Raw genomic sequence first — 25027 nt, forward strand, 5'->3', positions numbered from 1 at the left:
CGTTTTTAATGCCGTTAGTTTAATTGAATATCTTATTTTTGCAAAGTTTATAGTTGAGCTTAGCTCATGTATAAACCGCCATTTACATGTAAAACAGTACCGGTAATGTAACTTGCCTTCTCGGAAGCCAAGAAACTTACGGCATTTGCGATATCTTGTGGATCACCTAAACGGTTTAACGCCACTTGATCACTCATTTTCTTGCGAATGTCTTCACTGAGTTGTTCAGTCATTTCTGTTGCAATAAAGCCTGGAGCCACGGCATTCACGGTAATTTGGCGGCTTCCCATTTCTTTTGCCAGACTGCGACCAAACGCTTCTATGCCTGCTTTGGCAGCAGAATAGTTGGCCTGTCCCGGATTTGCAAAGTGTGCAACGACAGAACTGATATTAATAATGCGGCCAAAACGTGCCTTGGTCATGCCTTTTAAAACACGCTTAGACAGGCGATATACGGCTTTCAAATGAATGTTGAGAATGTCATCCCAATCATCTTCTGACATACGCAGTAACAAATTATCTTTGGTAATACCGGCATTATTCACCAATGCAAGTACAGGGCCATGTTTTTGTTCAATTTCTGTAACCAGCGCATCAATCGCAGCTGCATCACGTACATCAAGAACTTTACCTGCGCCATTTTCAGCAAAACTTGCAAATAATTTTTCTGCGCCTGCTTCTGATGTCGCAGTACCCACTACAAAATAACCGTCTTGAATCAATTGCTGAGCGATGGCTGCACCAATCCCTCTGCTCGCGCCTGTCACTAATGCGACTTTGCGTTCTTGTGTCATGCAATTTTCCCTTCAGCCACTAAAATGGCGCTTAGTGCATCTTCCATACGACTGTTGCTGTCGAGTGGGAATGCTTTTTCGATATTTGGTAAACGCTTCGCAAGGTTGGCAAGCACATTACCCGGACCACATTCAACTACGTACTGCACTCCCTGATCTTGAAGGAACTGCATGGTCTTGGTCCATTGCACCGATTGATACAATTGTGCAGTCAATGCCTGACGTAACCCTGCCACATCTGTCGCGATTTCCGCGTTGACATTTTGTATTACAGGAAGGCCAGGTAGCTCAATGGCAGTATGTTCCAAAGCTTGTGCAAATTTGTCAGCAGCAGGTTTCATCAGTGAACAATGCGATGGCACAGAAACTGGCAAGGCAATGGCTTTACCGCCATTTTCTTTGGCCAAGTCCATGACCGCCTCTACCAAAGTCTTATCACCGGCAATCACCACTTGACCTTGGGCATTGTAGTTAGCAGCTTCTACCGAACCACGCCCCTGTATATTGACCTGTTCGCATAGCTCAAGCACTTTGGCATCTTCCAGACCCAAAATCGCAGCCATTGCGCCCTGACCTTGCGGTACTGCATCTTGCATGAGTTTGCCACGCAAGTTCACCAGCTTAACTGCATCACCCAGTGACATCGCTCCAGCGGCAACCAAGGCACTGTATTCACCCAGAGAGTGTCCTGCAAGATATTTTGGTGCCACCCCACCCAATTCTAACCACACACGCCATAAAGCGATTGATGCTGTCAACAATACAGGTTGGGTAAATTCAGTCTGATTTAAACCTTCGCCGCTTTGTGCAATCTGCCATAGGTCAAAACCCACAGCTGCCGATGCTTCTGCAAAAGTTTCTGTCACGCTACTAAACTGTTCAGCCAATTCTGCGAGCATGCCGACTTTTTGTGAGCCTTGACCCGGAAATACAAATGCTGTTTTCGTTGCTTGAGCGACTTGCTCGAGTTGTTTAGCAGACATAAAAAAATCCTGTAATGAAGTGATATTGTTATTCAACAATCGGTTAAATAACCAACATACACTTATGTAAGCTTATTTACGGAACGGAATTTAACATTTAATTTTTGTTTTGGTAATTGCCAAATACAACAAAAATACAGCACAAAAAAAGGGAGCTTAACGCTCCCATTTTTTCTACTAAGCTTGACGCTTAATACATCATCAATTATTCAGCAGATGCTTTAGCGAATAATTGGCGACCACGGTAGATACCATCTTTAGATACGTGGTGACGACGGTGAGTCTCGCCAGTAGCTTGGTCTACAGTTAATGCATTCTCGGTTAAAGCGTCATGTGAACGGCGCATGTCACGGCGAGAGCGACTTTTACGGTTTTGCTGAACGGCCATGATGGCTCCTTACAAAGATCGAAAAAATGGATCAGAACAAATTCAGTTGTCTTATACTTAACAGTATAACACAAAAATTAGTTAAGTTTACCCTTCAAACTTGCCAAAACACCAAACGGATTATCCCGTTTTTCTTCGACAATGTCCTCAGCGGCAGGTTGATGCTTATGCTCACAAACGTCATGCTTAGGAGACAAAGGCACCAACAATAACAATTCATCTTCTATCAGAGAAAGTAAATCAGCCGTCGCAGGTGCATCAAAGCTGCCCTTTGTCGTTGCTTCACTTTCACCTAAGACGATGAAATCAGCATCCTCATCCAAGCGCTCTATCAGTGATTCATCATCCACAAGCGCTAAATGAAAGTCTGAAACGAGAGAAATTTCAACGGGATTCAGACAACGCTGACATTCCATTGGCACTTTCGTTTCAACATGACCATCTAACCATACGACACGATGATACGCATCCATTGATAGCTTACAGTCTATATTGATCAATTGGTTATCAATTGATCCAACAGCTTCACGGGAAATTCGAACAAAGCGAGACAATGGCAGTGTACCTGACCATGTAAAGCCTTGTTCAGCCCATTTAAACGGCTCAATCTGTGCCGGAAAGGTATTTGCTGACATAATTAAGGCGGCAATTCTACAAATTCATCGGTACTCTGTCAAAGATTAAGATACAATTTTGTACTTATTTAGACAGATCAATTGGGTAATACAAGTCATGCATCAGTTGCAGCCGCAACCTGAAGTCACCACTTCATTACAGTTAACCACTTATTCAACCTCAAGTTCTGCTGTTTATATCGACCCTGTGCAACTCTCACCTTGGGTCAGTTTGCAAACAGAAGTTCAACAAGTAGATTGGCTTATATTACACTTTAATCACTGGTTTTCCCACTTAAATGTGAGTTTAGTCAAAGGTGATTTTGAACCTGAATATTTTCCGGCAACTGCAGATGCCCCTGCCCGCATTCAATTTGCCCATGGTTTCTTTAATAGTGCCTTGCATGAAATCAGCCACTGGACCATTGCAGGTGAAAAGCGTCGTTTATTGCCAGATTTAGGCTATTGGTATGCTCCGGATGGCCGCAGCGCCGAACAGCAAGCGCTGTTTGAACAGGTCGAAATCAAGCCGCAAGCGATTGAATGGATGTTTGCCAAGGCCTTTGGACGCAAGTTTCGCGTGTCTTTAGATAATTTAACTGGTGATGGTGGTAATGGTGCCAGCTTTAAAGACAATGTTTTTGCTCAGGTTCAGCGCTATTTTAAGGGTGAGGCCAAGCTTCCACGTGATGCTGCACATTTTATTGCCTGTATCTGTGCCTGCACCCGGGGTGGCAAAACATTACAAAGTGACGAGTTTCAACGTCACATGCTGGATTAAATTACACAAAATCATCACAGCCTGATTGCAAGACTTTGTAAAATCAACAGATAATGTCTAACAACAAGTCGGGGGAGAATAAATATGCTGCATTTAAGAATACATCCTGATAATCCTCAGCCGCGTTTGATCACTCAGGCGGTAGAGCGGATTCGCGCCGGTGATGTGGTGGTTTACCCGACCGATGCCGCTTATGCCATTGGCTGCCAGATCGGAAATAAAAATGCCATGGAGAGGATTGCACAGATTCGTGGCTTAGGGCCGAAACATCAATATGCCATTCTGTGTTGTGATTTATCCGATATTGCTACCTATGCCAAGGTGGACAATGCCATGTATCGGTTGCTGAAAAATAACACCCCCGCTGTCACCACCTTTATATTACCTGCAACCAGTGAAGTCCCTAAGCGACTGATGCATCCTAAAAAGAAAACGATTGGCCTGCGTATTCCAAGCAATCCGATTTGTCGAATGTTATTGAAGGAATTAGATGAACCACTATTAACCAGTACGCTGATTCTTCCCAATCATACAGAGCCTTTAGATGATCCGTATGATATTGAAATGGAACTGGGCAAACGGATTGATGTATTTGTCGATGGCGGTCTGGGAATTTTAAATACCACCAGTATCGTGGATTTATCCGGTGATCATCCTGAAGTGATTCGACGCGGCATGGGTGATGTCAGCGCATTTGAATAAGCACTGTTAAGATTAAATATTAGGGCGTGATCAGGATCAAGGAGTAGCGCTAAAATGGATCTGTTTTATGTGCTGCTCAACTATCATGATTTTGAGGCAAATAGCCGCATTTATGCGGAAATTCCCTGGACACTTGAGTCTAAAGTCAAAATTATTGCGGCAGAGGCTGAGCAAGCCTCATCCCTGATGATCAATAACACCGTGTATGCGTTTTTCTCAGAAATTGCATTGATTCACAAATTATCCAGCATCTATCAAACTCAGAATCTATGCACGCGAGACAGCGCGCAACGAATGATCGAATTCATCCTCAAGTTATCTGAACACACCTCAACAGATCACTCATCGTAATAGCACAGTAAAATTAAAGAAAATCACGCAAGCGCATTTTTTGTTGACCATTCACGTCAAAATTATCGGCTTTTAACCAGGCCAGATAGCTGCGTTCCAATTCCGGCCATTCTTGATCCAGAATGGAAAACCAGGCAGTATTGCGGTTACGACCTTTGGCAATACGGTCTTGTCGAAAAGTGCCTTCATGCTGAAAACCAAAGCGCAAGGCCGCACGTTTAGACGGCTGATTCAAGTCATCACACTTCCATTCCACACGGCGAAAACCCTGCTCAAAACAAGCTTTTAATAATAAATAGATAACTTCTGTCGAAGCTGTGGACTGCTTTATTTGATGGGAAAAATAAACATTGCCGATTTCAATAACATGATCTACAGAACACTGATTTAGCAAGCCTAGCCATTCCACAAGCCTATGATTGACCTCCACCAGATAATGGATTGAGTCTTTGAAATTAAAGTTATTGTCAAAAGCAGCTCGCAATTCCTCAGTCGTTTCAAATCCTGAATAAGGCAAATAGGTCCAACAACTGCGATCTACTTCGCTATTTACACATTGCCAAACTGGCTGCATCCGATTCGGGTCAAGTTTTGCTGAGGACAGTACCTGCAAGGTAGCATGTTTTCCATAAAGGATTTTCGCTAAAAAATAGCGAGGCAAAGAATGAGACACCGGAAGTCCAATAAATTGACCCTATTCATTTTCTTGTACTTTTTGATTATTTTTCATGACAGATGAGATCTCTTTTTATTGGCTTTCATATTGTCCTAATATTTTGTTTTATTCTATTCAGAACTTTCTTTAATTTTATTCAGTATATAAGGCTGAGGAATATGATCAGCTTTGTCCATGAAAATTTAAATATTAAATCCAATAGATCGATCTAAAAAATCAAAATCATACAAAACCAGTCCATTTCACATAATCAAGCCGCTCAAAAACCTTACTTAATTTCAGGTTTTTTTGTATTTGATCACTTAACTAATTTATTTGAAGTCAAATTTCCATTACACTAGCGCTTACTAAATTACGTGCTTTTTCTTTCGATGCGAGATCGAAGCAAAAGCCTTCTGCATGCCTTTGAAAATTCGCGTGGCCTATAACTGCAATGAATCAACCTATCCATAATCCTATGGAGCCAAGCTCACACATCCGTGTTATGGATGAGTGGCAAGAATCGATTCCAGAGGATTTATATATTCCTCCTGCTGCATTTGAAATTCTGTTAGAGCATTTCGAAGGTCCACTCGACTTCCTGATTTACCTGATTCAAAAAAGCGGTTTCGACTTATTACAGCTCGATATCGCTCCGATTGCTGCTCAATATCTATCTTACATGGATGCCATGAAGTCCTTGAATATTGAGCTGACGGCAGATTATATGGTGATGGCAGCTTTATTGGCCGACCTGAAATCACGACTATTACTACCAAAACCAAGTGCTAGCATCGTCGTTGAAAAAGATCCTAAACAAGAACTGATTGACCGGCTGGAAACCTATTTACGGGTGAAACAGGCGGCTGAACGTCTGGGTCAGATGCCGGTTCTGGAACGTGATACCTTTCCAAGCAATGTCAGTCTGGGGCATGTGGTGCAAAGCAATGAAGGCTATGATATCAGCCAGCTACGCGATGCGCTGTTTTGTGTGTTTAACCGCCCAGAACCGGTGGTTCATCAAATTCAGCAAGAACCGGTGTTACTGGAAGAACGGATTGCTTTTATTAAAAGCCGTTTACAGTCCGGTGAAGTGCTGCATTTTGAAGCCCTGCTCAAACCCAGCCAAGGGCGCATGGGTATGGTGGTCACCTTTATGGCTATTTTAGAGCTTAGCCGCCAACAAAAAGTGAATATTATTGCGACAGGTATTGAAGCGCCACTGGCGATTCAAGGAGTACAAGCATGATAAATGATCAAGCGATACCCCTATCTGTTGCTGATAACCAACATGAAGTTTTGATGCAACTGGAAGCGATTATTTTTGCCAGTGAAACAGCTGTTTCGCTTGCACGTTTGAAAGAAGCCTTCCAAAATCAATATACCAAACCAGAATTGCATCAGTTGTTACAACAGCTTGCCATGCTACAACATGGCAGATCAATCGAACTGGTAGAAACCGCACAAGGGTTCCGTTTCCAGGTTCGGGCTAAATATCGCAATATCATTACTCAGGTGTGGCCAGAGCGACCAACTCGCTTGTCGCCCACCTTGCTCGAAACCCTTGCTGTGATTGCTTATCATCAACCAGTAACCCGAGCAGATATTGAACAGATTCGTGGAGTTTCAAACAATAGTCAGATCCTTCGATCATTGTTTGACTGGAACTGGATTAAAGAGTCCGGTTTTAGAGAACTTCCGGGAAGACCCGCGTTGTTAGTTACAACGCCACAATTTTTAAATGCTTTTGGCCTGTCTTCACTGGGTCAATTGCCTCCCCTGCAGGATGCCAAGGAAGCTTTTATGGCGCTCGATGCTCACGCACCGAAGTCATAGATAGGTGAACTGTTGATGATAATTTCTAAGGTTATGCTGTCATGAGTGAAAAATTACAAAAGGTGCTTGCACGCGTAGGTTTGGGTTCTCGCCGTTATATGGAAGAAGTCATTGCTGCTGGTCGTGTGAGTATCAATGGACGCGTTGCCCAAGTGGGTGAACGCATTGAACCGGGTGATGAGCTTCGCATCGATGGTCGTAAAGTCCAATTCCAGATTGAAGACGAAATTCGTCGTCGTGTTCTGATTTACTACAAACCAGAAGGCGAAATTTGCTCACGCAATGATCCTGAACAACGTCCAACCGTATTCGAGCAACTGCCTGCGATTGCCAATGATCGCTGGGTCATGGTCGGCCGTCTGGATATTAACTCGACCGGTCTTTTACTGTTCACGAATGATGGTGAATTGGCCAACCGTTTAATGCATCCATCTAACGAAATTGAACGTGAATATGCGGTTCGCGTAATGGGTGAAGTAACGCCACAAATCAAAAACAACATGCTTAAAGGCGTTGTTTTAGATGATGGTCCGGCAAAATTTGAATCATTCACTGAAATTGGTGGTGACGGGATTAACCGTTGGTATCAGGTGGTGGTGAAAGAAGGCCGTAACCGCGAAGTGCGTCGTATTTTCGAATCACAAGGTTTAAAAGTCAGCCGTCTGCTTCGTACCCGTTATGGTACTGTCATTCTACCGCGCGAACTTCGTACCGGTCGCTGGATGGAACTCGATAAAAACGATATCGATAACTTGACCAAAGCTGTTGAGTTGAAACCGCGTCAAGGCACAGGCTTGTTTGGTATGGCTAAACGTCGTACCGAGCGCATGCAAGATAAACCAATGGCGGCACGTCGTGGCGGTTATTTACGTCAGCAACGCCGTGACACCGAAGAGGGTGAAAATCAAAACCCAATGGCCTATGCACAGCGTGATCGCCGTGAAAACCAGAATGGTCATGCGCAACGTCGTCAAGAGAGCACCCAAACCGGTAATGCTCAACGCGAACGTCGTGATGGCAATAGCAATGGTTTTGCCCAACGCGGTGAGCGTCGTCAAGACAGCAACCAAAACACTTATGCTCAACGTGAATCACGTCAAGGCAACAGTAATAGCTATACACAGCGTGAAAACCGTCCTGAAAACTTTGGCAATCAAGGTACTTATGGCCAACGCGAACGTCGTGATGAAAATGCACCGCGCAAACCATTTGGCAACAAAAGCTTTAAGAAGTTTTAATTTTTAAAGCTTTTCCTTGCAAATAAAAAGCCACTCTATTGAGTGGCTTTTTTATACCCTTTTTTAGGGAAGAATTAGGATAAAACAGGAATATCAATCCACTGTGCCTTGGGAAAATGTTTCGCCAAATACGCTTTTAAATACTCAGATGTATCTTTAGAAATCAATGCGTCTTGCGATTCGTCATTCAGGTTATAGGCCAAAGCATACAATTCCAAACCACGACTTTTTAAAGCTTCCAAGCTCAGCAAAGTATGATTAATACTGCCTAAACGACCTGAACTGACCAAAATTACAGGGAATTTCTTTTCTGCCACATAATCAATCATCAGTAATGTTGTGGTTAAAGGCACCATCAAGCCACCAGCACCTTCCAGCAAAACCACCTCATATTTATTCGCCAATTGCTGAGTTGCATCTGCAATTTTCTGAAAATCAATTTCGCGACCATCAATTTTGGTCGCCAAATGCGGCGAAGCCGGATAAGTAAAAATTTCCGGCATGGTCAGTTTGCTTTCATCTTCAGGAAACCAGCCCATCTGCATCATTTTACGGTGCTGTTCGATATCTTCAGAAATATCGGTATTGCCGGTTTGCACCAACTTCTGGGTGATGGTTTTCTTGCCCTGCTCATTCCATAACTTGGCTAGATAACCTGTAGTATAGGTCTTGCCAATTCCGGTATCAATCCCGCTGATAAAATAAACATCTGCTGTCATGCTGTGCTCCGAGCAATGCAATAAATAGGATGGTAACTGAGCTGGTATTGTCGTTGTCCCATCTGATCAAGTTGTGAAAATTGCTGATAGTTCTGATAGAACTGCTGTAAAGACTGTTTGGTCCAGCGATGCTGTGCGGCGGTTGCAGTGACCCCGGTGGCCTTTAAATGTTGCAGTACGGCTTTAGGATGGGAAAAGCTCAGCATTTCCAGGTTTTCGGAAAGATGCAGGATTTCAAAACCCTGTTTGAGCAGCTTGTGCTGAATCTCTGCAAGAGTGAGATAATCTAATCCCTGTCCAGTCAGTGCCTTAATTTCTTGTAAATTCTGCTGACCAAAAGTCGAGAAACACAAATAGCCTTGCTGCGTTAAAGCATCTGCACAATTTTTAAAAACAGCCTCCAGATTGCCGACCCATTGCAAGGCCGAACTGGACGCAACCAGATCAAGTGATTTTGGAAAATCCAGTTGCTCAATATCGCCAATCCACCATTTTAGTTTCGGATCATTTTGAAAATGCTGCTGAACTTCGAGATACAGATCATTTAAAAACAAATGCTTTATTTCAAAGTTTTGCATCAGCAAATGGCTTAAATTGCCTGAGCCACAACCGATTTCAAACACACGATCTAAACTGTTTTTGGATATGTGTTCTTGCATCAACCCAATTAAATGCTGGCAAATCTGTTTTTGTACCACAGCATGTTGAGCATAACTTTGCCCGGCCTTGGCAAAACGCTGTGCAACTTGAGACTTATTAATATTCACGGCTACAACTCACAGCAACGCCACCAGCTGCTCAAGATCGGTCTGATTCACTTGGGAAGTCAATGAAATACGCAATCTGGAACTGTGTTTTGGCACAGTCGGTGGGCGTACCGGCATAATATAAAACCCGGCCTGTTGTAGCTGTTGGGCTTTTTCCACGGTCTTTTGCGACTCGCCAATAATCACCGGCACAATATGTGAAGTCGATGGACACTCAAAGCCTTTGGCCTGTACCGCTTGCTGTAAATATTGGCTGATCTGTTGCAGATGCTGGCGCTGCTGCTGTAAACCTAAAACTTTCTGGAAAATAAAATTAGTCCAGGCCATACACATCGGTGGCTGTGCAGTACTGAAAATCAGTGGACGCATGGAGTTGATCAGATATTCACGGATAATGGGATGGCAAATCAGATATCCCCCGACCGATGCCAGCGCTTTACCAAAAGTTCCGACCAGCAGGTCAATCTCATCAATCACCGCATATTGTTCTGCACAGCCCAAGCCTTGCGCGCCACGTACGCCAATCGCATGTGCTTCATCCACATACAGCATCACCTTAGAAAATTGCTGTTTGATGCGCACCAGTTCAGCCAGATCGGTTTCATCACCGTCCATGCTAAAAATGGATTCAGTCACTACAATGATACGATCAAAAGCCTCATCTGCATGGTATTGCTGTAAAAGCTGTTGCAGATGGTTCAGGTCATTATGCCGATAACGTACATATTTGGCGGTAGATAAACGGATACCGTCAATCATACTGGCATGCACCAGTTTATCGGCAAGAATCAGGGTTTTACTGTCACTAAGCGCAGGTAAAATTCCGATATTCATGTGATAACCACTGTTAAATAACAGCGCAGCGTGACCATGAAAAGCCTGACTCAAACTGGCTTCCAGCTGTTCATATTCAGCAAAGTTACCAGTCAGCAAACGTGAAGAAGATGAACTCATTCTGCGCAGTTCATTCGGCGTCTCATCAAAAAACTGTTCACGCAGTTGCAGATCCGCTGCCAAGCCCAAATAATCATTGGATGAAAGGTTGAGCATCTTCCAATGCTGGATTTCGATATAACGGTCTTGCTGAACATTGCAGGTAAATTGCCGTAAATTGCCCTGCTGTTTTAATTCATCCAGCTTCGCTGCATAGCTATCCAAAAGGCTCATGCCATTTCCTCCTGCATCTGTTCTACGACTTCGACCAGCTGTTGCAACAAGGTATTGAGTTCTGCTTCAGTAATCACATAAGGCGGCATGACATAGACCAGTTTACCGAATGGGCGAATCCAGATGCCACGCTTAACAAACTGTTGTTGCAGGGTTTTCATATCGACATTGAATGTTAGCTCAACCACGCCAATCGCCCCCAGAACCCTTACATTCTGCACATAATCGAGCTGTGCCAGCGGTTGCAGCTGTTGCTGTAACTGTTTTTCGATCCGTTGAATATTGGCTTGCCAGTCTTGAGCCAATAAAACCTCGGTACTTTTCACAGCCACCGCACAGGCCAGCGGATTGGCCATAAAGGTGGGGCCATGCATGAACACACCCGCCTCGCCCCGACTGATGGTTTCTGCTACATATTTGCTGGTTAAGGTAGCCGAAAGCGTCATATAGCCACCAGTTAACCCCTTGCCGATACACATGATATCCGGTTCAACCCCGGCATGCTCCCAGGCAAACAGCTTGCCGGTACGACCAAAACCGGTGGCAATTTCATCAAAAATCAGCAGCACATTATATTTTTCACACAGCAATTTGGCCTGACGCAAATATTCAGGGTGATAAAAACGCATCCCGCCTGCACCTTGCACAATCGGCTCTAAAATTAAAGCAGCAATGGTGTGATGATGTTCAGCTAAAGTTTTTTCCAGTTCAGCAATATCGTCCTGATTCCATTCATCATAAAAACCGACTTGCGGCGCAGGAACAAAGAAACGGTTGGGTAAGCTGGAACCAAAAATTTGATGCATGCCTGTGACCGGATCACAAACCGACATGGCATTCCAGGTATCACCGTGATAGCCAGAACGCGGCGTGACAAAATTGGTTTTCTGAGTTTTGCCTTGTGCAGTCCAAAACTGAACCGCCATTTTCAGTGCCACTTCAACTGCGACAGAGCCTGAATCGGCATAGAAAATTTTGTCCAGACTGGGCGGCGTTATTTTTAATAAAAGTCTGCCGAGTTCAATTGCAGGATCATGGGTAAACCCCCCAAACATGATATGCGACATGTTTTGCAGCTGATTGGTTACTGCCTTGTTCAGTTCAGGATGGTTATAACCATGAATAGCACACCACCAAGAAGACATGCCATCAATCAATTTCCGTCCATCTTCCAGCTCAATGATTGCTCCATAAGCCTGTTTAACCTTAAAGGTCGGCAATGGATCGGTCATGGAGGTATAAGGATGCCAGATATGCGCAAGATCAAAGTCCAGATCGGTTAACTCGGTCATCCATCACTCCATGCAGATGCTTGAAATCAATTTTTCATGATCTTAAACCTGACGAAAATAAAAAGAAATTGCGAGATAAACCAGTTATCCGTTTATTTGTTCTATTTTCTTTAAAAAATGACAGATTTTGCCAGTTATTATTTCAGCTTCAAAAACAGGAACGCCATGTGACCCGCTTATCAACTCCGTTTCTAAAAACTTTGCATCCATTTTTTGAAGATTTTGTTGTACTTTGTAACTAACTAAAAAATCCTGTTTTGCAAAGACATGCAATTGAGCACCTGAATAGTTTTTCAAGATATCTACATTATTTAACTGTTCAAGACACAATAACCCCTGTTTTAATAGGTCAATAGACTGAGGCTGAATCAAACTTTGTAAAGTGATAAAGTCAGCTTTGGTGGTTGCTGTGCCCTGACATACCATATAGCCAAATTTTTTTAAGGTTGAAATGGCATCCTGCTCAAATGACTGTTTGAACTGCTGAAATGTCGGCTGATCCATTGCCATAGGCCATGTATCATTCGCTACGAAACAGGGATTAGAACCCAACGTAATCAATACTTTTTCCAGCCCATACTGCTTTTGAATCTGATCGACTAAAACTGTGGCCAGCTGACCACCCAATGACCAGCCAGCAATTACATCAAACTGGCGGGCCAGTTCGGCTTGCTGCACTAACACCTGCTCATCCAGAGCATTGAAAATATTCCACAGTTCAACCTGATGCCCTTGCTGTTCTAAAGCCTGCTTTAAAGGATTGAGCAGTTTGCTGCCACCGCCCCAGCCTGTGATGAGTAAAATACGTTGCTGCAATGTTGACCTTTAAACTTATGCTCTGATTGACTGCAGTATATAAAATTTTATTGCTTTTAAACTGCACAAAATCCATCAAAAAATGATGTACGTCTAATGAAGATTATTTTGTTAGTATTTAAGCATCCTTCCCACAACAAAAATATTATGAAAGCTTCTAAAATATGCAAAGCTGGATTACTGTGGATCAGCTGTATGACTGTATTGTCTCAGCCGGGTTATGCTGAAGACTCCATTTTTTCCAAATCAGAACAGGCTCAAAAACAGTGGGTCGGAAAATCTGCTCCGGCGTTTAAATTGCAGGATCAAAATGGTCAATGGCATTCCTTGAACCAGCACAAAGGCAAATGGGTGGTGTTATATTTCTATCCTAAAGACAACTCTCCCGGCTGTACTCAGGAAGCCAATCAGTTTAAGGCACTCTATCCGCAGTTTATAAAAAATAATGCTGTAGTACTTGGCGTCAGTCTGGATGATGTGAAGTCTCATCAAAAATTTTCAGAAAAGTTAGCTTTACCTTTTCCTATTCTGGCAGACCACAATCATCAATTGGCAGATCAATTCGGAATTGTCCGCAACCTAGGTATTATTAAAATAGCCAAACGGGAAAGCTTTTTGGTTGATCCCAAAGGAACCATTGTTTACCACTACAATAGTATTAATACACAATCACATGCGGCTCAGGTTTTGGCAGACATTCAAAAGTTTTCTAAATAGATTTTCGCTTATTCAAAATTTCAAAATCCAGACAATAGACTTCTTTCATAAATCATTTTTCAATTACTATAAGTCGTTCTTAAAGCCAAAATTAAAAATAAATTTTAGTCGATATTAGATTCATGAGTGTGGCATGGATGCCACACATTTCCCATCCCTTGCGCTGCATTTTAAAACAGTGCTTAAAAACTGGCTCAGGATGTCGTGTATGGGGAACAAAAGGTTTTTCTTGCGGACTCAAAATATATTTTGAGTTCCTCATTTTGACCTTTCAGAAGTAGAGATAATGCCTACACAAAAGCATAAAAATTGAATCAATCAAATGAGGCAGTGCTGATTTTCAAAATCTAATATTGAACGTTTTTAATTTATGCAAGTTGTCTAATATGATTCGGCACAAAAGATAAACCGGGTTCAAATAATAAAAAATAAAGATATAAAAAAAGCCCGACTATGGTCAGGCTTTCTCTGTCTAAAGTTGCAATCTTACATTTGCGATTGAATATAGTTTTGCAAACCAATGAGTTCAATCAAACGAATTTGTTTTTCCAACCAGTAAGTATGATCTTCTTCCGTATCCGACATTTGCTGACGCAGCATCTCACGGGTAACGTAATCGCCTTTTTCTTCGCAAAGTTTTACACCTTGCGCCAGTTTTTCACGTACATGATATTCGAGTTTTAAATCCGCTTTTAAACATGTGACCACATCTTCACCTGTTTCGATGTCATCACGGTTCATATTCGGTGTACCTTCCAGGAATAATACACGGCGAATAATCGCATCGGCATGCGATGCTTCTTCCTGCATTTCATGGTCGATACGTTCAAAAATCTTGGTTAAACCCCAATCTTCATACATGCGAGAATGAATAAGATATTGATCACGAGCCGCCAGTTCGCCACCGATCAACATATTTAGATAGTCTACGACTTCTGGATTGCCACGCATTTCAATTACTCCATACCCTTTTTCTAATATTATGGACAAAACCGCCGCTTAATGCAAAATAAAAATTATGTAAGTTTATGATTTTTATAAAATTAAAATGAGAAACATACGCATTTGCAGCTTATTTAACAAAACTTTCCATATATAAAATAAGCCTTTGCGTAATTGAAGCAATTTCCACAAGGCTTATTTAAACTGTAAAAGTATATTTTTAAGATTTGTAACGCTTACAAATAGTTCTTATTTCCTCCGCCAATAAAAAACATGAACTTCGCCATACCTGTCTTACCGGACAATTGTTCAGCAGCAAACACTTCTGGTTTTAAACCAATTAGATACAAGTAGATTATTTATTTATAGGAAATAGAGCATTACCAGGTACAACTTTTAGCTAAAGTAAGCATCAATCAGTCAAAGACACGCCTGTAATTTCACTCTAAGATATGCGCAAACTCAAAAACAACAACGGTTTAACTCATGACGAATCCACAACATAGCGCACCCATTCTTGTGACAGGTGCGACAGGCTACATCGCTAGTTGGGTCATTAAAAATTTACTGGAGCAAGGCCATACCGTACATGCTACTGTCCGTGACCTGAACAAAAAGCCAAGCTTTGCACATTTAGATAAAATTGCCGCTAAAACTACGGGCACACTTAAACTCTTTAAAGCCAATCTACTTGAAGCCAATTCATTTGATGAAGCCATGCAAGGCTGTGAAATCGTGTTGCATATGGCATCGCCTTTTGTGGTGAACAACTTTAAAGATGCGGTAAAAGACATTATTGAACCTGCTATTTTAGGTACTGAAAATGTGCTGAATAGTGTCAATAAAACCGAGTCAGTTAAACGTGTGATCGTGACCTCGAGTATTGCCTCTACTTATGGCGATGCGATTGATATTCAACACACCGCAAAGAATGAGTTTGATGAGTCGCATTGGAATACCACCAGTTCAGAAACACATCAACCCTATTCCTACTCCAAAGTCATGGCAGAACGTAAAGCATGGGATATGCAACAAGCACAGCAACGTTGGGACTTGGTCTGTATTAACCCGGCGCTGGTTCTCGGTCCCTCATTAACCGCAAATACCCAGTCAGGCAGTGTAGAAGTGCTGCAACAGTTTGCCAACGGCATGACCTTGTTCGGTGTACCGCCTATGTGGAATGGTATTGTCGATGTCCGTGATGTAGCGGATGCACATACTCAAGCCGCCTTTAATCCTGATGCCAAAGGTCGCTACATCATTAGTGGCGGTACGCTGAGCTTACTGGAAATGGGAAAAATTTTACGTCACAACTTTGGTCCTAAGTTCCCTTTCCCACGTAATCAGCTCCCAAAAGCGGCTTTCAAATTGTTTGGTCCTTTGGCTGGTTTTTCTAAATCATTTGTTGAACTGAATATGGGCTATCCAATCTATTTTAATGCCAGTAAAAGTCAGCAGGAACTCGGCATGCAATACCGAAATATTGAAACCAGTCTGGTTGAGCATTTCCAGCAATTACTGGATGATGGTGTCGTGAAGAAATATCTTTAAATATTGAATCTCATCAATAAAAAAGCCACCTTCGCGGTGGCTTTTAAGTTGAACTTTACATTTGTCCGTATTCAGCCATCAAGCTTAAAAAGTCAGTTTCATTCATCACCTGCACGCCCAGCTTTTCAGCTTTTTCAAGTTTAGAACCGGCTTTTTCCCCGGCAACCACACATTTGGTTTTACTGGAAACACTGCCACTCACCCGAGCGCCTAAGGCTTGAAGTAATTGTGTCGCTTCATCACGCCCCATACTGCTTAGCGTCCCAGTGACTACCCAGCTCTCTCCATTCAATGGCTGACGTGTAGGCGCAATTGGTGCATCCCAGTGAATTCCAGCTTCAAGCAAACGGTTCACCACTTCCAGATTATGTTCAGCCTGGAAAAAATCGATAATCCATTCAGCGGTAATATCACCGACATCTGGCGTTTTCTTTAAGGCTTCAAGATCAGCAGCTTTAAGGGCTTCAAAAGTCTGGAAAGTATTGGCCAGCATACGTGCTGTAGTTTCACCAACACCGCGAATACCCAAGGCATAAATGAAGCAAGCCAGTGTAGTTTTCTTGCTATTTTCAATGGCATCAAACAGGTTCTGAACCGACTTTTCACCCATTTTTTCAATCGTCAGCAACTGTTCCCGATGTTCATGCAGGCAATAAATATCGGCCACATTTTTCAACAAATCGAGGTGTAATAAAGATTCCACCCAACGATCACCCAGGCCTTCAATATCCAGTGCTTTGCGCGAAACGAAATGGCGAATCGCTTCTATACGCTGTGCCGCACAGTACAAACCGCCTGAACAACGCGCCAAAGCTTCACCTTCTGGCATCACCACCGGCGAATCACAGACTGGACAATTTTCAGGAAGATGGACGGCTACCGCCTCATCCGGGCGAAATTCCGGCCAGACTTTTTCCACTTTGGGAATCACATCACCACTACGGTACACGCTAACCGTATCGCCAATACGCACATCCAGACGGTGGATTTCCCCAATATTATGCAGGGTGACATTGGATACCGTTACCCCACCGACTGCAACTGGATTTAAACGCGCGACTGGGGTTAAAGTACCGGTACGTCCCACTTGCCAATCAATATTTTCAACCGTGGTTAAAGCCGCTACTGCCGGGAATTTATATGCTGTTGCCCAACGTGGTTCACGACTTAAGAAACCCAATTGTTTTTGCTGTTTTAAGTCATCGACTTTAATGACCATGCCATCAATTTCAACACTCAAATTCGCGCGTTTCGCATTGATTTCTTCATAAGCCTTTTGTACATCCTGAATATTGTCACAAATAAAATGACATTCCCCCACCGCAAAGCCAAATTGGGTGAGCCATTCCAGGCTGGCATACATAGTGGTTTGACCATGATGCGGTTCACACTGCGCAATACCATAAGCATAAAAGGCCAAAGGACGCGAGGCGGCAATATTCGGATCAAGCTGACGCAGACTGCCTGCGGCGGCATTACGCGGATTGGCAAAGGTCTTCTCACCTTTGGCTTCATTTTCCGCATTCAGTTTTTCAAAGCCGGCTTTAGGCATCAGCACTTCACCACGCACTTCTAATAGCGCGGGAACTGAACCTTGAGCAGATGAAAGCACTTTCGGCAAGTTACGAATGGTTTTGACATTATGGGTAATATCTTCACCGGTTTCACCATCGCCGCGAGTGACGCCACGCACCAGCACCCCATGTTCATACCACAGTGAAATTGCCAAGCCATCAAACTTCAGTTCGACATCATATTGAATCTTCTGATTCGGTAAACGCTCTTCGATACGGCGGGCAAAGGCAAACAGTTCTTCCTGGTTAAATACATTGCCCAATGACAGCATCGGCACCGCATGGGTCACGCTTGCAAATTTAGTCAGTGCTTTGCCACCAACTTTATTGGTCGGGGTATCGGCCTGTATATATTCAGGGTATTGTTCTTCTAAGGCTTTAAGCTGATGAAAGAGCTGATCATATTCACTATCTTCAATGCTTGGTTGATCCATCACATAATAGGCATGATTATGCTTGGCTAAAATTTGAATCAATTGACGCATTTGCGCTTTGATAGTTGAATCTTGAGTCATTTCTACACCATAAAAAAGGGCGGTCTAGTTCCGCCCTTCACAAATATTTGATCTACTCGCTATTATAGAAATCGAGTCGTCCAGTTTCAAATTAAACTTCTGTACTCTGACCTACGCGGTAGTCAATCGCAAAATGACGCCATTGCTCACGCAGTTGTGGCGTAAATTCCTGATTGTTCTGATCATACACGGTACCATCAACTTCACGTGCAATTAAACGTGAAAGACTGTCCATGGTATCAAAGGCATTTTGCACATCACTATGTGGCAAGGCCAGGAAGAAAGCCAAGCCTTTCACCTGTTCAGTGGATAAGGTTTCCAGATCAAAACCGGACGCACCCTCATCGGTAATTTGCAATACCGAGAACAATAACTTACTGCCATCTTCACTATAGCGATGGAAACAGGCCATTTCACCAAAACGCAGACCGTATTTAAGCAATACTTTTAGGGTTTTTTCCCCTGAAAGTACGCGACGTTCCGGATAAACATTTAAAGCCACAAACTCAGCCGCAGTAGATAATGCACTGGCTTCATCCACGCGTTGCTGTTCATGCAAGTGTTCATCCAGAATGCTGCTTTCATCTTCAAAGTCTGAAATTTCAGCTTTGTCGATATTGCTGTTCAGGTTAAATTCAGCTGACGCTTTATCTTCAGCCCGCTCGGCTTGCTGTGCTGGCTCTGAGCTGGCTGCCGATTTTGTCTCTTCTACTGAAGCTGTAGCCTCGGCTTTCAATTCAGACTTCGCTAGAACTTCTGATGCAGAAACTGCTCCTTCTACAGGTGGGGCTGCTTCAGTTTTCACTTCTGCCTGCTGAGATGCTTTAGCCTGTTCTAGCGTTTTTTCATTTAAAGTCGGTTCAACACGTTCTAGACTTGAGGCTTCATTGGCACTTTGTAATTGATCACGGACATGGCGAGGAATCACCGGTTGCTGGCTATCTGTATTGACATGAAGTTCTGAATCTAATGAAGGTGCTGCATCCGCAGGTTTTTTAAACAATAACCTTAAACCGAATAACATAATGATAACGGCGATAACAATACCAACAATCGTGGTGACTTCCATTTTATGACTCCGCAACTAAACCGTATTCTTTTGCCTGTTCCAAATCGACAGTGACTAATTTTGAGGTGCCCGGTTCCGGCATGGTAACACCCAACAAATCTGTTGCCATCGTCATTGCAACTTTATTATGGGTAATGTAAATGAATTGAACCTGTTCAGAAAGTTCTTTTACCAGGTTACAAAACCTACCCACGTTTGCATCATCCAAAGGTGCATCCACTTCATCCAGTACACAGAACGGTGCCGGATTTAAACGGAAGATGGCAAACACCAATGCCAATGCTGTTAATGCTTTTTCACCACCGGACAATAACGCCAGAGAACTGTTACGTTTGCCTGGTGGTCGCGCCATTAGTTTTACACCCGATTGCCAGTCATCTTCAAGGCTTAAACTGGCTTCCCCGCCATTAAATACTTTAGGGAACAAGTCTTGCAGTTCATGATTGACCTGATCAAAGGTGGTCATGAACAATTTACGGGTTTCCTGGTCAATGCTTTTCATGGCGCCCTGTAATTGATCGACCGTTTTTTCAAGGTCTTCAATCTGGTGGCTCAGTTCTTCAAAACGTTTGGAAACTTCTTCATATTCTTCCGAAGCCGCCAGATTGACCGCACCGAGTTTTTCAAAGCGCTGCTGTGCCTGTTCCAGCTGTTTTTGATGGGCAACGATATCAATCGTTAAACCGTTAATCACTTCACTATTCAAAGCTGTCAATTGTTCTGAATAATGCTGGAAATCAGATTTGGCTGCTTGCCAGGCCAAACGCTTCTCTTCCAGCTGTCCGCGCAATTTTTCATCCTGCTGCTGATGCTGATGGCGCTGTTCGGTCAAGTGCTGCAGTTTTTCTTGAACACTGTTCAGCTCGACTTGCCACTCACTCCAGGTTTTTTGCAGTTTCTCGGTAATTTGCGCCTGCTCGTTAAACTGGGATTGCAGTGCCGGCAATTCCAGCTGTACCGGATCGACAAACTTTTTTGCCTGTTCCATTTGCGCAATAATCTGCTGATATTGCGCTTTTGAGAATGAAGCATCTTTTTCAAGCAATTCAATCTGCTGCTGGGTTTGCGTGGCTTGACGACGCAGCAGCTCCAATTCCTGTTGCGCCTGCTGCCAGCTGTGCTGGGTATTTTCCAGCTGTTCACTCAGCTCATCAACCTGAAACTGCATGGTTTTGTAATTCGGTAAAGCCTGCTCCAGTTTCAGATTCAAGGCATGCAAATCAATTTCCAGATCATCTTTCTGCATGGCATCTTCTTCCAGCTGCTCATCCAGTTGTTGTAACTGATTTTGCAATTGTTGCTTTTGTACTGAAAATGCCTGAACCGTGCTTTGTATTTTCGCAATATTGACATCAAGCTGTTGCAACGCTTTTTGCTGTAACCTTAACTGCTCTTGCTGATCTTGAATGTTTTTTTGCAGGCTTTGAGTCTGCTGTAACACGGCTGGCAATTGCTGTTCCGCGGCTTCAAGCTGAGGTAGCTGCTGTGCCAGTGCAGTTTCAATTTCATCCAAACGGATACGATGGCTGAGTGTCCCTTGCCCGGCTTGACTTGCTTCGTCATAAAACAGGCCAATGACCCAATCCTGAGCCACCTGATAACCATCCAACGTCAAGATGGACTGACCAATGCCCAATTGCGACTGTAAAGCCAAAGCCTGATTAAGATTGTCTACAACTGCCACCTGCTGCCAGATAGAATGCTGCGGTGATTCAATCCAGTCGGCTAAACAAGGCAGCCCGATCAACTGAATCTGATCTTGCGAAGCATTGCTTTTAAGCTGACGGGCAATACTCTCACTAAAATCAGCATTCGCCTCTAATACTTGTGCAGAAAGCCATTTTGCCAAAAACTTTTCAATCAGATTGGCATGTGCTTTGGCCTGATCTTTCAGTTTCAAGACTTGCATCAATTGCATAGTATTGTCCTGAATTTTCGGACTATGCTTAATCAGTAACTGATTCAGGTTTTTCTGTTCCGATTGCAACACCTGAATGGCTGCTTTCAAACTCGAAACATCATTTTTCTGCTGCGCGTATTGTGCTTGTACTGACTCTAATGCTTGTTTCTGAGTTTGAATATGGTGTTCTAATTGCTCAATCTGCTGGCTGAGTTGAACTTTTTCATGTTCCAGCTGTTCAATGTCATCTTGCTGATCCTGATTTTGAAGCTGTGCTGTTTGCTGTTGCAAGGTCTGTTTTTGCTGCTCGATCCGGGCAATATTTTTGGCCAGCTGCTCACTTTGCGCCAGCATCTGCATTTTTTGTTGCTGCTGTTTTTCAATCTGGGTTTTGACCAGTTCAAATTGCTGTTGTATCTGTTGCTGCTGCGCTTTTAAATCACCCAGATTTTGGCTCTGATCCTGTCCCTGACTTTCTTGCTGCTGTAACTGTTCAGTCTGCTGTTCATGCTGAGATTGCAAAGTTTCAATTTGCAATTCAATCAGTTGTAACCGCTCTTTGGTCTGTCGTTTTTGCTGTTCCAGCTGAGTTAAGGTGGTCGTATTTTGCTGGAACAAGGACTGCTTCTGTTCCAGCGTCATTTTCAATTCAGAGAGTTTCTTTTCTGCCTGTTGCCACTCATTTTGCAGCGGTGTGGACTGCTGAATCAGGCGCTGAAATAATTCACTGGTTGCGGTCAGGTCATGTTCCAGCGTGGTGAGTTCAGAACGAACCAGTTTAAAACTATCCCCCAGTTCATTCATCTGCAAGGTATATTCCTGCTGCAAGCGACTGCTTTGCTCACATTGAAACGACAGCACTTCCACTTTGATGGTACGAATCTGGGTTTCCAGTTCTTTATATTGAATGGCTGTTTCGGACTGACGTTTCAGGGTTTTCAGCTGGGATTTTAGTTCCGCGGCAATATCTTCTAGACGCGATAAATTCTGTGTGGTGTGATCCAGATGCAGCAGAGTTTCACGGCGACGTGCCTGATAACGTGAAACACCGGCAGCCTCTTCAATAAACACCCGCATTTCTTCAGGTTTGGCATCGACCAGACGGTTAATCATGCCCTGTTCGATAATCGCGTAGGAACGCGGCCCCAAACCAGTACCCAGGAAAATATCGGTAATATCACGACGGCGGCATTTGGTGCCATTCAGGAAATATTCAGACTTGCCATCACGATTCACCTGACGACGCACTGCCAGTTCATTATAGGCATTGTAGGCGCCACCGAGTTTGCCATAGGTATTGTCAAAACGCAGTTCGACACTGGCGACCCCGACCGGTTTACGTTTCGCAGTTCCGGTAAAAATGACATCCTGCATGCTGCCGCCACGCAGCTGGCGTGCACTGGACTCCCCCATCACCCAACGTATGGCATCAATGACATTCGATTTACCACAACCATTGGGTCCAACCACAGCGGTACGATTTGCCTTGAAATGTAAAGTTGTACTGTCGGCAAAAGATTTAAAGCCGGAAAGTTTTAAGCTGCTTAAACGCATAATGTCCTGATCAACGTCGTGAACGTCTTGCCCATGCAAGTTCGATTTGTTTCATCCGTGTTAGAGATTCCAACACAAGGTTGCGCAAGTGTCGACAAAAATCGTCCATAAATAAAGTAGCTTGTTGTGATTTTCGGATCAAAACTGCATCAGTCACCAACTTAAACAAATCAAATGATTCCTGTAGCTCACGACGCGAGATATTTAAGGTTAAAAAATAGCTGCGGCGCAGTGAGGGTAACAGTTCCTGATAGACCTTCATTAAGTAGGGATTGCCGACCATTTCATGTTGCCGAGCCAAGCCCTGAAAGATCAGGTCATAGAATTTTTCGGTATGCCCCTGACGGGTTTCTTCCTGCAATTGTTCCAACAATGCCTGAATTCTTTCGGCTTCATGGCTACGCCAGGTTTCGGCCATGCGTTGCACAATTTGACCACACAGCAATGCACACAGCTCAAACAAGGCACGTACCTGTTGAGCAGACATTTCCGAGACAATCGCACCACGGCGCGGGTAAATTTCAATCAGCTGCGTACGTTCCAGCAACAGTAGCGCTTCACGTACCGAACCACGGCTGACATCCAGTTCCGAGGAAATTCGCAACTCTTGAATGCGCTCACCTTCAACCAGTTCACCGCGAATGATTTGTTCACTAATATGCCTGGCAATTTGCTCGGACAAACTGCCCTTTTCTTGTTCTTGCATACTGTTCCTATCTTGTTTTTATAAGATGCAATCAAAAAAATTGGATAAATCTTGGGGGATAAATCCTGATTGTTACTTGCTTTTTTACTTGATTTTAACTGCAAAAAATATGACATTGTCAGACAATTTTTAAGTCGATAAAGCCAATATCAGTTTGTTATGAGTAGATCGGATAAAACAGTCTATTTCCGTCAAATATCCTACTCTAGACTAACTTCAACCTAAGTGATTCATTTAAATTATAAAATAAATCTTATTTTTAGTTCAGCACATCCACCGAAAAACAACAGAATAAGTGATCTCAAGGTGTGTATGCAAAAACCATAGCACACCTTTTCATCTCTTTTATATTGTTTTTTTTAAATTAAAAAAAGGTCGAAAAACCTTGATAAATAAAATACACCCCCACGGTTGCCAACAGGCAGGCAAAACATCTTTTCAGCATGGCTGGGGATAACTTATGCGCCACTTTTGCACCTAATTTCGCTGTCATGAAGCTCATGATACTAATGCCAATAAAGGCATAGATATGCACATAGCCAATGCTATGCGGTATTTCAACTTCTGTATTGGAACCAAACCACATAAAGCCTAAAGCACCGGCAATCGCAATCGGCAAACCGCCTGCAGCTGAGGTGGCCACCGCTTTCTGGATCACTACGCCATGCCGGCTTAAATACGGCACGGTCAGACTGCCACCGCCAATGCCAAATATGGCAGAGGCGATTCCGATTCCTCCACCCGCCAGTATTTGCATGGCTTTGGAAGGTAAATGATGGTCAGGGTCAACCGGTTTTCTTGCGCCATTAAACATGGTGTAAGCCACCCAAATAGCAAAACAACCAATCAATAACTGCAAGCCCTGACCAGAAATGTAGTCGGCAATGCCTGCCCCTAAAAATGCCCCGAATGCCAGACCTGGAGCCAGGTTGCGAAATACGTCCCACATCACTGCACCTCTTTTATGATGCGCTGTGATTGAGCTAATGGAGGTCACAATAATGGTGGCCAGCGAAGTCCCCAGAGCCAAATGCATAATCACCGAAGGATCATAATGTAACTGGGTAAAGACGATATAGAGAATCGGAACAATAATCAGGCCACCACCGACACCAAACAGTCCAGCAGCAAAACCTGCCATTGCACCAATCAATAAATATATGATTAATTCCATTCGGTCATTTCCAGCCATTCGTAAATGCAAGTAGAGCGTGATATTAGATGAGTTTTACCGTTTTTTCCAAAAAATTAGTAAAATCATTAAATTGTATTTCTTGTCATCATCCATTTAACGCATAATCATCCTATCCATTAAAAGAGCTGTTCTTTCCGGCTCAATTCTGGTTTTGATGATGCATCATCATTTTATGATAAACCGAGTTTGAATAAGGAAGTG

Annotated in this window: 23 protein-coding genes and 1 pseudogene; 8 read left to right on the plus strand and 16 right to left on the minus strand. The window is 43.3% G+C overall.

All coding sequences use genetic code 11. The annotated features are described in order from the left end of the window. Nucleotides 1-59: 59 nt before the first annotated feature. From fabG to B9T29_RS05245, 4 genes are all read right to left on the minus strand, one after another. On the minus strand, nucleotides 60-794 hold the full coding sequence (fabG, locus tag B9T29_RS05230) for a 3-oxoacyl-ACP reductase FabG (protein WP_086174897.1): 735 nt from the start codon (nucleotides 792-794) through the stop codon (nucleotides 60-62). Then, nucleotides 791-1777, minus strand: coding sequence for an ACP S-malonyltransferase (fabD, locus tag B9T29_RS05235; RefSeq protein ID WP_086174898.1), 987 nt, complete (start codon nucleotides 1775-1777; stop codon nucleotides 791-793). The genes fabG and fabD overlap by 4 nt, the downstream gene beginning before the upstream one ends. A gap of 205 nt (nucleotides 1778-1982) precedes the next feature. Next, the gene (gene rpmF, locus B9T29_RS05240; RefSeq protein WP_004279227.1) at nucleotides 1983-2165 is read right to left on the minus strand and encodes a 50S ribosomal protein L32; all 183 of its coding nucleotides are present in this window, start codon (nucleotides 2163-2165) and stop codon (nucleotides 1983-1985) included. Nucleotides 2166-2242: 77 nt separating this feature from the next. Further along, entirely contained in the window at nucleotides 2243-2800 is a 558-nt protein-coding gene (locus B9T29_RS05245) for a YceD family protein (protein ID WP_086174899.1), read from the minus strand. A gap of 97 nt (nucleotides 2801-2897) precedes the next feature. Between B9T29_RS05245 and B9T29_RS05250 the strand changes: the two genes are divergently transcribed. The 3 genes from B9T29_RS05250 to B9T29_RS05260 all read left to right on the plus strand — a co-directional run bounded on the left by B9T29_RS05250 (nucleotide 2898) and on the right by B9T29_RS05260 (nucleotide 4613). Next, nucleotides 2898-3560, plus strand: coding sequence for an elongation factor P hydroxylase (locus tag B9T29_RS05250; protein ID WP_086174900.1), 663 nt, complete (start codon nucleotides 2898-2900; stop codon nucleotides 3558-3560). Between the two features lie 84 nt (nucleotides 3561-3644). Then, nucleotides 3645-4262, plus strand: a complete 618-nt coding sequence (locus B9T29_RS05255) for an L-threonylcarbamoyladenylate synthase (RefSeq protein ID WP_086174901.1) — start codon at nucleotides 3645-3647, stop codon at nucleotides 4260-4262. A gap of 54 nt (nucleotides 4263-4316) precedes the next feature. Beyond that, nucleotides 4317-4613, plus strand: a complete 297-nt coding sequence (locus B9T29_RS05260; RefSeq protein WP_086174902.1) for a hypothetical protein — start codon at nucleotides 4317-4319, stop codon at nucleotides 4611-4613. A gap of 13 nt (nucleotides 4614-4626) precedes the next feature. On the opposite strand, the gene B9T29_RS05265 is transcribed toward B9T29_RS05260, so the two are convergent. Continuing rightward, nucleotides 4627-5286 carry a GNAT family protein gene (locus tag B9T29_RS05265; RefSeq protein WP_322853468.1) on the minus strand — a complete coding sequence of 220 codons (660 nt, stop codon included), beginning with the start codon at nucleotides 5284-5286 and terminating at the stop codon, nucleotides 4627-4629. A gap of 436 nt (nucleotides 5287-5722) precedes the next feature. On the opposite strand from B9T29_RS05265, the gene B9T29_RS05270 reads away from it, so the two are divergent. The 3 genes and pseudogenes from B9T29_RS05270 to rluB all read left to right on the plus strand — a co-directional run. After that, on the plus strand, nucleotides 5723-6517 hold the full coding sequence (locus B9T29_RS05270; RefSeq protein ID WP_086174903.1) for a segregation and condensation protein A: 795 nt from the start codon (nucleotides 5723-5725) through the stop codon (nucleotides 6515-6517). Further along, nucleotides 6514-7104, plus strand: coding sequence for an SMC-Scp complex subunit ScpB (scpB, locus tag B9T29_RS05275; RefSeq protein WP_086174904.1), 591 nt, complete (start codon nucleotides 6514-6516; stop codon nucleotides 7102-7104). The genes B9T29_RS05270 and scpB overlap by 4 nt, the downstream gene beginning before the upstream one ends. 41 nt (nucleotides 7105-7145) lie before the next feature. Continuing rightward, a pseudogene (rluB, locus tag B9T29_RS05280) lies at nucleotides 7146-8000 on the plus strand (23S rRNA pseudouridine(2605) synthase RluB); the annotation flags it as partial. A 416-nt stretch (nucleotides 8001-8416) separates the two neighbouring features. Here rluB and bioD read toward each other — a convergent pair. The 5 genes from bioD to B9T29_RS05305 form a co-directional block, all read right to left on the minus strand. Then, nucleotides 8417-9061, minus strand: a complete 645-nt coding sequence (gene bioD / locus B9T29_RS05285; RefSeq protein WP_086174906.1) for a dethiobiotin synthase — start codon at nucleotides 9059-9061, stop codon at nucleotides 8417-8419. Continuing rightward, complete coding sequence (gene bioC / locus B9T29_RS05290; protein ID WP_086174907.1) at nucleotides 9058-9828, minus strand: malonyl-ACP O-methyltransferase BioC; 771 nt, start codon at nucleotides 9826-9828, stop codon at nucleotides 9058-9060. Before bioC ends, bioD begins: the two co-directional genes overlap by 4 nt. A gap of 9 nt (nucleotides 9829-9837) precedes the next feature. Continuing rightward, nucleotides 9838-10995, minus strand: a complete 1158-nt coding sequence (locus B9T29_RS05295) for an 8-amino-7-oxononanoate synthase (protein ID WP_086174908.1) — start codon at nucleotides 10993-10995, stop codon at nucleotides 9838-9840. Next, on the minus strand, nucleotides 10992-12287 hold the full coding sequence (gene bioA, locus B9T29_RS05300) for an adenosylmethionine--8-amino-7-oxononanoate transaminase (protein ID WP_086174909.1): 1296 nt from the start codon (nucleotides 12285-12287) through the stop codon (nucleotides 10992-10994). The genes B9T29_RS05295 and bioA overlap by 4 nt, the downstream gene beginning before the upstream one ends. Nucleotides 12288-12371: 84 nt before the next feature. Further along, nucleotides 12372-13103 carry a hydrolase gene (locus B9T29_RS05305; RefSeq protein WP_086174910.1) on the minus strand — a complete coding sequence of 244 codons (732 nt, stop codon included), beginning with the start codon at nucleotides 13101-13103 and terminating at the stop codon, nucleotides 12372-12374. 195 nt (nucleotides 13104-13298) lie between these two features. On the opposite strand from B9T29_RS05305, the gene B9T29_RS05310 reads away from it, so the two are divergent. Next, nucleotides 13299-13820, plus strand: a complete 522-nt coding sequence (locus tag B9T29_RS05310) for a peroxiredoxin (protein ID WP_416202478.1) — start codon at nucleotides 13299-13301, stop codon at nucleotides 13818-13820. 486 nt (nucleotides 13821-14306) lie between these two features. Here B9T29_RS05310 and ftn read toward each other — a convergent pair whose 3' ends face one another. Then, complete coding sequence (ftn, locus tag B9T29_RS05315; protein ID WP_086174911.1) at nucleotides 14307-14771, minus strand: heteropolymeric bacterioferritin subunit Ftn; 465 nt, start codon at nucleotides 14769-14771, stop codon at nucleotides 14307-14309. 477 nt (nucleotides 14772-15248) lie between these two features. Between ftn and B9T29_RS05320 the strand changes: the two genes are divergently transcribed. Beyond that, nucleotides 15249-16313, plus strand: a complete 1065-nt coding sequence (locus B9T29_RS05320; RefSeq protein ID WP_086174912.1) for an SDR family oxidoreductase — start codon at nucleotides 15249-15251, stop codon at nucleotides 16311-16313. 55 nt (nucleotides 16314-16368) lie between these two features. Here B9T29_RS05320 and ligA read toward each other — a convergent pair whose 3' ends face one another. The 5 genes from ligA to B9T29_RS05345 form a co-directional block, all read right to left on the minus strand. Continuing rightward, the gene (ligA, locus tag B9T29_RS05325; RefSeq protein ID WP_086174913.1) at nucleotides 16369-18402 is read right to left on the minus strand and encodes an NAD-dependent DNA ligase LigA; all 2034 of its coding nucleotides are present in this window, start codon (nucleotides 18400-18402) and stop codon (nucleotides 16369-16371) included. Nucleotides 18403-18493: 91 nt separating this feature from the next. Further along, on the minus strand, nucleotides 18494-19471 hold the full coding sequence (locus tag B9T29_RS05330) for a cell division protein ZipA C-terminal FtsZ-binding domain-containing protein (RefSeq protein WP_086174914.1): 978 nt from the start codon (nucleotides 19469-19471) through the stop codon (nucleotides 18494-18496). 1 nt (nucleotide 19472) lies between these two features. After that, nucleotides 19473-22925, minus strand: coding sequence for a chromosome segregation protein SMC (smc, locus tag B9T29_RS05335; RefSeq protein WP_086174915.1), 3453 nt, complete (start codon nucleotides 22923-22925; stop codon nucleotides 19473-19475). Between the two features lie 10 nt (nucleotides 22926-22935). Further along, nucleotides 22936-23631, minus strand: a complete 696-nt coding sequence (locus B9T29_RS05340) for a GntR family transcriptional regulator (protein WP_086174916.1) — start codon at nucleotides 23629-23631, stop codon at nucleotides 22936-22938. A gap of 364 nt (nucleotides 23632-23995) precedes the next feature. After that, nucleotides 23996-24805, minus strand: a complete 810-nt coding sequence (locus B9T29_RS05345) for a sulfite exporter TauE/SafE family protein (RefSeq protein WP_086174917.1) — start codon at nucleotides 24803-24805, stop codon at nucleotides 23996-23998. Nucleotides 24806-25027 lie beyond the last annotated feature (222 nt).

Source organism: Acinetobacter sp. ANC 3903 (assembly GCF_002135315.1).
Classification (GTDB): Bacteria; Pseudomonadota; Gammaproteobacteria; order Pseudomonadales; family Moraxellaceae; genus Acinetobacter.

Bases quoted from the DNA above. Each gene is read 5' to 3' on its own strand.
- fabG (WP_086174897.1), bottom strand. From the start codon at position 794: ATGACACAAGAACGCAAAGTCGCATTAGTGACAGGCGCGAGCAGAGGG.
- fabD (WP_086174898.1), bottom strand. From the start codon at position 1,777: ATGTCTGCTAAACAACTCGAGCAAGTCGCTCAAGCAACGAAAACAGCA.
- rpmF (WP_004279227.1), bottom strand. From the start codon at position 2,165: ATGGCCGTTCAGCAAAACCGTAAAAGTCGCTCTCGCCGTGACATGCGC.
- B9T29_RS05245 (WP_086174899.1), bottom strand. From the start codon at position 2,800: ATGTCAGCAAATACCTTTCCGGCACAGATTGAGCCGTTTAAATGGGCT.
- B9T29_RS05250 (WP_086174900.1), top strand. From the start codon at position 2,898: ATGCATCAGTTGCAGCCGCAACCTGAAGTCACCACTTCATTACAGTTA.
- B9T29_RS05255 (WP_086174901.1), top strand. From the start codon at position 3,645: ATGCTGCATTTAAGAATACATCCTGATAATCCTCAGCCGCGTTTGATC.
- B9T29_RS05260 (WP_086174902.1), top strand. From the start codon at position 4,317: ATGGATCTGTTTTATGTGCTGCTCAACTATCATGATTTTGAGGCAAAT.
- B9T29_RS05270 (WP_086174903.1), top strand. From the start codon at position 5,723: ATGAATCAACCTATCCATAATCCTATGGAGCCAAGCTCACACATCCGT.
- scpB (WP_086174904.1), top strand. From the start codon at position 6,514: ATGATAAATGATCAAGCGATACCCCTATCTGTTGCTGATAACCAACAT.
- bioD (WP_086174906.1), bottom strand. From the start codon at position 9,061: ATGACAGCAGATGTTTATTTTATCAGCGGGATTGATACCGGAATTGGC.
- B9T29_RS05295 (WP_086174908.1), bottom strand. From the start codon at position 10,995: ATGAGCCTTTTGGATAGCTATGCAGCGAAGCTGGATGAATTAAAACAG.
- bioA (WP_086174909.1), bottom strand. From the start codon at position 12,287: ATGACCGAGTTAACCGATCTGGACTTTGATCTTGCGCATATCTGGCAT.
- B9T29_RS05310 (WP_416202478.1), top strand. From the start codon at position 13,299: ATGACTGTATTGTCTCAGCCGGGTTATGCTGAAGACTCCATTTTTTCC.
- ftn (WP_086174911.1), bottom strand. From the start codon at position 14,771: ATGCGTGGCAATCCAGAAGTCGTAGACTATCTAAATATGTTGATCGGT.
- B9T29_RS05320 (WP_086174912.1), top strand. From the start codon at position 15,249: ATGACGAATCCACAACATAGCGCACCCATTCTTGTGACAGGTGCGACA.
- ligA (WP_086174913.1), bottom strand. From the start codon at position 18,402: ATGACTCAAGATTCAACTATCAAAGCGCAAATGCGTCAATTGATTCAA.
- B9T29_RS05330 (WP_086174914.1), bottom strand. From the start codon at position 19,471: ATGGAAGTCACCACGATTGTTGGTATTGTTATCGCCGTTATCATTATG.
- smc (WP_086174915.1), bottom strand. From the start codon at position 22,925: ATGCGTTTAAGCAGCTTAAAACTTTCCGGCTTTAAATCTTTTGCCGAC.
- B9T29_RS05340 (WP_086174916.1), bottom strand. From the start codon at position 23,631: ATGCAAGAACAAGAAAAGGGCAGTTTGTCCGAGCAAATTGCCAGGCAT.
- B9T29_RS05345 (WP_086174917.1), bottom strand. From the start codon at position 24,805: ATGGAATTAATCATATATTTATTGATTGGTGCAATGGCAGGTTTTGCT.